Source organism: Chitinophaga sp. (genome assembly GCF_036566945.1).
Lineage (GTDB): Bacteria > Bacteroidota > Bacteroidia > Chitinophagales > Chitinophagaceae > Chitinophaga.
In genome coordinates, this window is the sequence record NZ_DATCVJ010000846.1 from 1 (window position 1) to 9,413 (window position 9,413).

Annotated in this window: 5 protein-coding genes; 3 read left to right on the forward strand and 2 right to left on the reverse strand. The window is 46.3% G+C overall.

All coding sequences use genetic code 11. The features are described 5' to 3' along the window. Positions 1 to 2,289: SusC/RagA family TonB-linked outer membrane protein (locus tag VIP81_RS25515; RefSeq protein ID WP_331967908.1), on the reverse strand; the 2,289-nt coding region annotated here is incomplete at its 3' end. A 277-nt stretch (positions 2,290 to 2,566) separates the two neighbouring features. Then, positions 2,567 to 6,628, reverse strand: coding sequence for a two-component regulator propeller domain-containing protein (locus VIP81_RS25520; protein WP_331967910.1), 4,062 nt, complete (start codon positions 6,626 to 6,628; stop codon positions 2,567 to 2,569). A 232-nt stretch (positions 6,629 to 6,860) separates the two neighbouring features. Here VIP81_RS25520 and VIP81_RS25525 point away from each other — a divergent pair, with 232 nt between their 5' ends. From VIP81_RS25525 to VIP81_RS25535, 3 genes are all read left to right on the forward strand, one after another. After that, positions 6,861 to 7,508: an NADPH-dependent F420 reductase gene (locus VIP81_RS25525; protein ID WP_331967912.1), complete on the forward strand. Its 648-nt coding sequence runs from the start codon at positions 6,861 to 6,863 to the stop codon at positions 7,506 to 7,508. Positions 7,509 to 7,771: 263 nt separating this feature from the next. Continuing rightward, a complete protein-coding gene (locus VIP81_RS25530) occupies positions 7,772 to 8,797 on the forward strand; it encodes a sensor histidine kinase (RefSeq protein WP_331967914.1) in 1,026 nt (341 codons plus the stop codon). Beyond that, on the forward strand, positions 8,797 to 9,413 hold a 617-nt coding region (locus tag VIP81_RS25535; RefSeq protein ID WP_331967916.1), incomplete at its 3' end, for a LytTR family DNA-binding domain-containing protein. The genes VIP81_RS25530 and VIP81_RS25535, both read left to right, overlap by 1 nt.

Here is a 9,413-nt window from a genome sequence, read left to right on the forward strand (position 1 = left end):
ATGCAGGGTAGTAACGTTGGCGGTTATATTAAAAGAGAGATCCTTCTGAAGAGATTGCCGGTAAGCAGCGGTAATTTCCAGTCCTTTATTGCTCATTTTAGCGCCGTTGACATACGGTGGGGTAGCATCTCCGTTGGTGTAGGAGGAAGGCAGCTGTATGAGAATATCGGAAGACTGCTTATTGAAATAATCTACGCTAAGGGTGAGGGCGCCTTTCAGAAAACCCGCGTCCACACCAATGTTCGACTGGGTAGTGGTTTCCCATTTCACATCCGGGTTACCACGACTGATCACCTGTAAAATATTGTTGCTGGTAGAGTAGATGGTCGCAAAAGGGTAGAGGCCAATATCCTGGTTACCCAGCTGTCCCCAGCCACCACGTATTTTCAGGTCGTTGAGCCAGGTCACGTCTTTCATAAAATTTTCGTGGGCGATATTCCAGCCGGCAGAAAAAGAAGGGAAATAACCCCAACGGTTGGAAGGGCCAAAACGTGAAGAGGCATCTGCCCGCATATTGGCATTGACCATATATTTATTATCGTATGCATAAGTCACCCTGCCGAAATAAGACATCAGGCCCCATTCTTCCAGGGTACCGCTATTGAATTGCTGCCCGGAACCATAATCGAGGTACTGCAAACTGGGAGAGCCATCAGCGCGATTATCGTAGCCATTGCGCGACGCGGCGAGGTAGTCTACTTTTGAAGAAATATATTCCGACCCCAGGGTCACGCCTACGGTGTGTTTCTCATTAAAGGTGTGATTATAGCTGAGCACATTGGTCCAGTTATAGGTAGTATACCGGTTGCGATATTTATCCAGTCCTTTGTCTTTATCCTGCATCAATGTACGATCACCAGGGATTTGTCCGCTGTATTGTTGTTGCTCTGCAATATAGAAGTCTGTGCCCAGGTCGGTACGGAGTTTAAAATCTTTCAGAAAGTGTGCTTCTGCAAACACATTACCCAACAGGCGGTATTTGCTGGCAGTACGGGTACGGTATTCGGCAATGGCCAATGGATTTTTACCATCACCATATAACAAAGCATTTTTATAGAGATCCGCAGGCGGCAGGTCGGAATAGAAACCGGTTTTATCATCATAGAACGGTATCGCATTGGGCCTGATGAGCGCATAGCGTACCACACCCGGCAAACTGCCTGCCCTGGCGCCATCACCGGAGGAGCCTATTTCCTGGGTACGATCGTAGGTGATGCTCATGTTTTCGCCCACCTTCAACCAGCTCTTTACATCGCTGCTTACATTGGAACGTAATCCATACCGCTTGAAATTGGAGTTCACAATGGTACCGTCCTGGTTCACCACATTGCCCGCCAGGTAATAACGTGTTTTATCGGAGCCACCGGAAAAGTTCAGGTTATAACGTTGGGTAAGCGCCTGACGGAAAATGGCATTGAGCCAGTTGGTATTGGGTAATTGGGAAGGATCGTCCTGGTTTCGGCTGGCCGAACCATCACTGGCAAAGGCTTCGTTCTGCAGCGTTATAAACTGGCTGGTACTCAGCATATCAGGCAGGCCGCTGGCTTTCGCCAAACCAAACGCGATATCCACGCCTATTTCATTTTTGCCGGCTTGTCCGGATTTAGTGGTAACGAGGATTACGCCATTGGCGCCACGGGAGCCATAAATGGCGGAAGCGGCGGCATCTTTCAGTACTTCAATAGCCGCGATATCGTTGGGCGAAATAGTGTTCAGCCCCGAGTTCATTGGTACCCCATCTATAATGTAAAGTGGATTGCTGCTTTGACTAAGAGAGCCAATCCCCCTGATACGCACTACTGCTTCCATACCCGGTGCACCGGTAGGAGAGGTGACGGATACCCCGGCGGCCTGTCCCTGTAAAGCGGTGCTGAGATCTACGGCCTGTGTGTTCACCAGGTCTTTTCCATCTATGGAGGAGATGGCGCCTGTTACCTGACTTCTGCGCTGCGTGCCATAACCAATCACGATGATGTCTTTCAACGCTACTTCATCTCTTTGCAAAGAAATGTTCAGTGGGCCGCTGCCGGAATAGGGAATCGTTTTGGTGAGATAACCCATAAAGGAGAATTGCAGCGTAGGTGCCTGGCCGGTAATGAGTGTAATGGTATAGCTGCCATCAACCGTGGAAACGGCGCCATTCCTGGTATTGGATTGCATCACGGTAACGCCCGGGAGCACACCACCTTGTTCATCACTTACACGGCCACTTACTTTCACCTGGGCATAGGTTGCCCCGCCAAGCAGCAGCAATAACACCGCTGACATTAGTTGTGTCCAGTTTTTCATTCGTAAGAATTTAATGGTTCCGTCCCCCTGGAGGAACCTGTTTTAAAAAGTAATTAACGTTGGATTTGAATGGAACTACCGCAGTACATATCCCTGCTTTTTCATACGTGCATTATTTTTTGATTGATTTGGATGGCTTAAAGATAGGCAGATGTAGCCCGAAGATGCTGTACTATAGTTACAAAGGACTGTACAATCTAAAAATAAATCGTTATAAATCAACAAGTTATTTTCTAAAAGCTAAAAGCTAAAAGCTAAAAGCTAAAAGCTCTCTTCCCTAAACAGCAGTTTGTTGTTCCCGGTATTCATTGGGGGAGCATTGATACATCTTTTTAAATTCTCTGAAGAAGTAAGACTGGTTATTGAAACCTGTTTTATAAAAAATTTCGGCTACGGTTAACTGGGTTTTTATTAACAGTTGGGCGGCCTGTTTTAGCCGGATATAGCGGATAAACTCTGCCGGTGTCATATTAGAAATGGTTTTCAGTTTGCGGTACAACTGCATTTTGCTGAGCAGCAGTTGCTTTTCCAGGATGGCTGCATTCAGTCCTTCTTCATCGATATGTTCTTCTATTACCCGGACCAGTTCCTGCAGAAATTGTTTGTCGGCGTCTGCCATCTCTGTGTCTTCCAGTTGTCCCAGCGGATGATCTCTCTTGAAAATTTCGTGCAGGCGTTCGCGGTATTCCAGCAGTTTACGTACGCGTACCTGTAGGTGCGACGCATAGAAGGGCTTGGGCAGGTAGGCATCGGCCCCGGCTTCATAACCTTCTGTTTGCTGGTCGAGGGTACCACGGGCAGATAAAATAATAAAAGGTATATGGCAGGTGCTGGCGGCATGCTTTATTTTATGGCAAAGTTCCAGGCCGTTCATATCGGGCATCATAATATCGCTGATGATCAGATCGGGGAGAGTTTGCCGGATCAGTTCCAGCGCTTCGCTGCCGTTATTGGCTTCATATATAATATACTGACCGGAAAGCTGATCTTTTAATAGCTGCCGGATAGCGTATTCATCTTCCACCAGCAGTATACTTTTTTTACCCGCTTCCTGCAAACTTTGTATGCGCGATAATTTGTTGGGATCAATGGCTGGTGTTCCGGACAACGACAGCGGTGCCGTAATAGATTGTAAGAGGTAGGAGGGAGCCGGATTTGCCGGCGCTTCCAGCACACTACCTTCTTCCTTCAGCGGCAGCCTTACATAAAAGGCCACGCCATCGTTTTCATTTGCTGCATGGATACTGCCATGCAGCAGCAACACCATCTGCTGGGTAAAAGCGAGGCCGATGCCGGTACCGAACTTTTCCTGTGTAGGAGCGCTGGTGGTAAAAAAGCGGGTAAAGAGATTTTCCAATTGTGCTGCAGGAATATGTGCACCTGAATTGTATACATAAATTTCCAGGTGGTCTTTATCCTGCTGTGCATTGAAAATGATGGACTGATCCCGGTTGGTATACTTACATGCATTGCTCAGTAAGTTAAACAGGATTTTTTCCAGTTTGTCTTTGTCCATCCCCGCCATCATGGCCGGAGCAATAGCCGTTTGGAACTGCAATGCTTTTTGTTGACACATGGGTTTAAACAGGGCGGCAATATTTTCCAGCAGCGCAGAAATATTCAACGGCGCATAATAATTCTCCAGGAAACCAGCTTCTGCTCTGCGGAATTCAAGTAACTGCTGCACCAGGTAGGTGAGCCGGGATGCGTGCTGATGCACCAATGCCTGGTGATAGGTATCACCGGGTTGTTCCCTGCTGCGTTCTGCGGCGCCAACAATCAGTGTGAGAGGCGTTTGCAGCTCATGGGCAATGTTGGTAAAAAAACGGAGTTGTTCTTCGTGTACTTCTTCTTCTTTTTTTCGGAGGAGATGTTCCATTTCCAGCTGGTGCTTCATCTCCAGTTTATTTTTACGGTATAGCCAGAAAGCAGTACCTGCGGCTACTAGCAGTAACAGGTATAATCCAAATGCGGGCCAGGTAAGCCAGAAATATTGTTGGATAGTAAGTGTGAGCAGTACGCTGGGAGGTGTCCATACGCCTTCACCATTGCTCCATTTTACTTTCAGGGTATACTGTCCGGGGGGAACATTACTGTAGGCAATTCTGCCATTGCCACCGGTGTATTGCCAGCTTTTATCATAACCTTCCAGCAACCAGGCGTATTCACATTTTTCTGCATGCAGAAAACTCACGGCTTTCCCCTGCAGTTCGAAAAAGTTATCCCTTCGTGGTAACGTATAGGTGGCGCCGTTATACTGCCCTGGTTTAAGCACCTGTAATCCGTTTTCATTTGTTTTCCCGGCCAGTTGCAGTCCTGATATCAGCAGGTTGGGATACACGCGGCGTTCCTGGATATTACCGGGTACAAAATAGTTGAAGCCGTAAATACCACCGAAGTACAATCTGCCACCGGGATCTTTCCACACCGCTCCATCACTGAACTCGTTGCTCTGAAGTCCGTCTGCTTCCTGGAAATGCGATATTTCTCCGCTGGCCGGATTGATACGCGCGAGTCCTTTATTGGTACTCACCCAGATCAGACCATCGTTATCCTGTGTGATGGCATGAATGGTATTATTGGGCAGTCCGTTGCCGGTATTATACCGGATAAATTCCGGGCGTGCCTGCCTGATATCTGCTTCTGCAATACAGTTCAGTCCATAGCTGGTGCCTATCCACAACCGCTGCCTTGTATCACGGTAAAGTGCCAGCACATCATTATGTGATAAACCACCTTCATAGCTGAACGCTTTAAAAGTGAGGAATTTCTTTTGAGTTTTGTTGAACAGGTTAAGTCCTCCGTAGCGGCAGCCTACCCAGAGTGTATTGCCAGGGCCGGGTGCGAGGGAATAAATGATATCATTGGCAGGTCCGCTGTCGGTGCCATTAAAAGTATATTGCTCAAATCCACTTATTACCATTTTCTCTTGCTGTCGCTGAATACGCAGATGCACCAGCCCATAGCCGCTGGTACCGAGCCACAGCCAGCCATCCGCATCGGGCTGTATGGCATATACGGAGCCGAATACCGGCAACCTGTTGCTGCCGTTCAGCTGTTGCCATTGGAAGAAGCGTTTATGCAGCTGATCATAAACAGACAATCCTTTGCCATCAGTACCTATATAGATCATACTATCCCGGCCACGACACAGCGCAAATACGGAGTTATCGTCCAGTTCTGTGGTAAATAGTTGTTGTCGGGTGATAGCCGGCTGCCGTGTAAAGCCGGGTAAACAGATGATACCACTGCCTTTGGTGCCTACCCACAGATCGTTGCCATTATCACAAAAAGCCCGGATAGGTTTGTTGAAAGCCGCACCGCCGGTATTCCGGTTTATAGTACCAAAATATTTTGTTTGCGGATATACTTTGATGATGCCATTGCCATCGGTGCCACACCATAACACCTGTTCACTGCTGGTGGCCCACGACATAATCTTCATGTCCTGTAGTTGCCGCGTCACCTCGGGCAACAAATGCGCCGGCCGGAATTGTGCATCGTATACGCCAAAGCCCTGCGTAGTCCAGGCCAGCAAATAATCCGATCCATAACGGGTCATGGCAATAACGGCATGCGGAAGCAATGCCTGTAATTGCACCTGGTGCGTGCCAGGAGATACGGCCATCAGCTCATGTGCGGTAGTGGTGAAAAAAATCCGGCCCTCCAGCGAAAACAACGCCTGTACATTGGTATAGCGCTGCAACAGCGGCCATTGCGCCTGCCAGTCGGCGTATATTTCCAGGCTCTCGTCACCACGCAGTACCCACAGGTGATTTGCAGCATCAAAAACCGCTTTGCTGATCCGGTTGTTGCCGGCGGGAAGCGGACATACCACAAACGAATCTGCCTGGGCATTATACCGGGTCAGTCCTTCCTGTCGGCTCAAACAATAGAGTTGGCCGGCCGTATCGGCTATGAGGCGGTATTCCTGCTCGCTGATACGACTACGTTGCTGCCGGCTGTAAAAATAATTATAGAACTTACCAGTCTGTTTATCATAACGGGATACACCTTCAATGGTACTGAGCCAGATCCGCCGGTCTCCATCTTCCATCACCTGCAGTATTACGTTGTTACCAATACTGTGTAATGGATTATCCTTGCTGTAGTTGAATACATGAAACGCTGTGCCATCGTACATATTGAGTCCATCCCAGGTAGTAGCCCATAATAACTTATCCGAATCCAGGAACAGGGAGTTGACAGCACTATTGGAAAGTCCGTTACGGTTGTCGAGCTGTTGTGTATAATAAGATGCAGTGTCACCAGCAAAAACTGCTGGCATACCAGTGAACATACAGATCAGAAAGAAACAGATCAGGGACAATCTTTTCATAACGGGCTGGTTTACGGTGGCATTATGAAAGGTACTAAATTTCTGCTTGTGCAGGGAGCTCCGTTTTTTCGGACGCACAGCCGTAAACTTAACTTGTGGGAGGATTAATTATCAACACTAATTTGTATCTTTCTTTACACAACTATCTTTTAACTATAGACAGGATTTTTTTCATTGCAGCAGGAATAAGACTATTAACTATCATCATCATTCTCTCAAAAAAAATCACATCATGAAAATAGGTATTATTGGCTCCGGCATAGTAGGACAAACCTTGGGAGCTGCCTTTTTACAGGAAGGACACGAAGTAATGCTGGGGAGCCGCACCCCTGAAAAAGAAGAGGTGCAGCAATGGCAAAGTAAAAATGCAAAAGGACAAACCGGCACCTTTGACGCCACCGCACAGTTTGGCGAACTGCTCATATTATCGGTAGGCGGCGGAGCTGCGCTATCAGCTGTAGAACTGGCTGGCATCCCAAACTTCTCGGGTAAAACGGTGATCGATACCACCAACCCTATTGCCAGCGCACCTCCGGAAGATGGCGTGTTGAAATTTTTTACAGATATAAATGGATCGCTGATGGAGAAAATTCAACAGCTGATTCCGGAAGCCAACGTAGTGAAAGCCTTTAACAGCGTGGGAGGCCCGCTGATGTACAAACCACAGCTTTCCGGTGGTACACCTACCATGTTTATTTGTGGCAATAGTACCACCGCTAAACAAACGGTCACGGATATACTAACGGATTTCGGCTGGGAAACAGCAGATATGGGCGTGGCGGCAGCTGCACGCGCTATTGAGCCATTGTGTATTTTGTGGTGTATCCCGGGCTTTTTGCACAACGACTGGAGCCATGCGTTTAAGGTATTGAAGCCGTAAATAGAATAGCGGGTATATTAGACTGATTTTTCTGATATACCCGCTTTATACATTATTTCTGATGCCTGTTTTTCAAAGGCTAGTCTTTTCACCACCGGAATATGTCCGGATGTCAAATATATTTTACCATACCCTCCGCTACAGATAGGTTTGTATAAAAATAGATTTTATGCAACCACCATCACCTTATTTGCATGGGAGAAAAGTAGTGTTACCCATAGAATCCGCCACTGCATAATTAATTGTAACTTCCACCTATTATTATGAAAGGATATTGGAAATATATTTTCCCTGCTGTTTACGGTCTGTTGGTATACTATACCATCCGCCTGCTGGCAGACAGTTCTTCCGGTATGCGATTCTGGCACCGGCCATTGTTGCTGAACACGATAGAAGTGATATGCAGCATCACTATGGGCTATTGTCTCGTGTGGACATTCAACCAGTTGTTCCGTTATTTTGACGAAAAAAGAGTGGCCGATTTTTCCTATAAAAGAATAGCACAGGAACTCTTCTTTGTTGTTGTGGTAAACCAGCTGCTGCAGAATGCCATTGTGCTTCCTATGGCAGCACTTACTGATGACGGCCTGCAATGGTATGATGTAGTGGATATCAACGTTATCCCCTTGCTATATTCGCTGATCTATTATGGTGTGCGGCGTAGTCACATCTTCCTGCAGGCATATGTACAAAACAAATTACAATTGGAAAAAATCGCCAATGATCAGCTGCAAACGGAATTGAAATTTTTAAGGGCACAATATCATCCGCATTTTCTGTTCAATGCTTTAAACACCATTTATTTTCAGATGGATGAAGATGTAACGGCGGCAAAGAAAACGGTGGAAAGTTTTTCTGAACTGCTGCGGTATCAGTTATATGATCAGCAGCAACAGGTGAAGATCCTGCAGGAAATTCAGTATCTGCAAAACTTTATTGACCTGCAGAAAATCAGATCTTCCAAAAAGTTGCAGCTCAGCGTATGTTTCGATGAATCCCTGCGGGAGGAACAGGTATATCCGTTGCTTTTTTTACCATTGGTGGAAAATGCGTTTAAGTATGTGGGCGGTAACTTTCACATTCGTATGCAATTAATAAAACAGGAAGAGGAAATATGTTTTTTAGTGGAAAATTCAATACCAGATAACATCCCACTTGTACGAACCGGCGGTATCGGATTGGATAATCTGAAAAGAAGACTCGAATTATTATACCCTGGCATGCATACATTAACGACACAAATAAAAGAAGATAGTTTTTTTGCTGAGTTAAAACTGACTATACACTGATGGATCACGTTAACATAAAATGTATCATCACGGATGATGAACCTATTGCTGGAAAAGGATTACAGGGATATGCCGCTAAAACAGGGTTTCTGCAGGTAGTGGCAGTATGTGAAGATGCCATAGAGCTGAATACGGTGCTGAAACAGCAGCCTGTAGACCTCCTATTCCTGGACATTGAAATGCCTTATATGACAGGCATTGAATTTCTGAAAAGTTATCCGAATCCTCCCAAAGTAATCTTTACCACGGCCTACGAGCAATATGCCCTGCAAGGCTTTGAACTGGATGTATTGGACTACCTGGTGAAACCCGTTTCTTTTGAAAGGTTTTTAAAGGCAGCGAATAAAGCCTATGATTATTTTTCCACGCAGCAATCCGGTGATCAGCCTTATATTTTTATTAAGTCAGACACCAAACTGGAAAAGGTATTTTTCCACGACATTCTGTTTGCCGAAGCTTTGGGAAATTATGTGGCCTTTTACCTGGCCGACAGGAAGATCGTAACACATGCTACCTTAAAGTCGGTGCAGGAAAAGCTCTATTCACGCCAATTTCTGCAGCCACATAAATCCTATCTGGTGAATATTCAACAGATCAGCGCTATTGAAGGAAATAT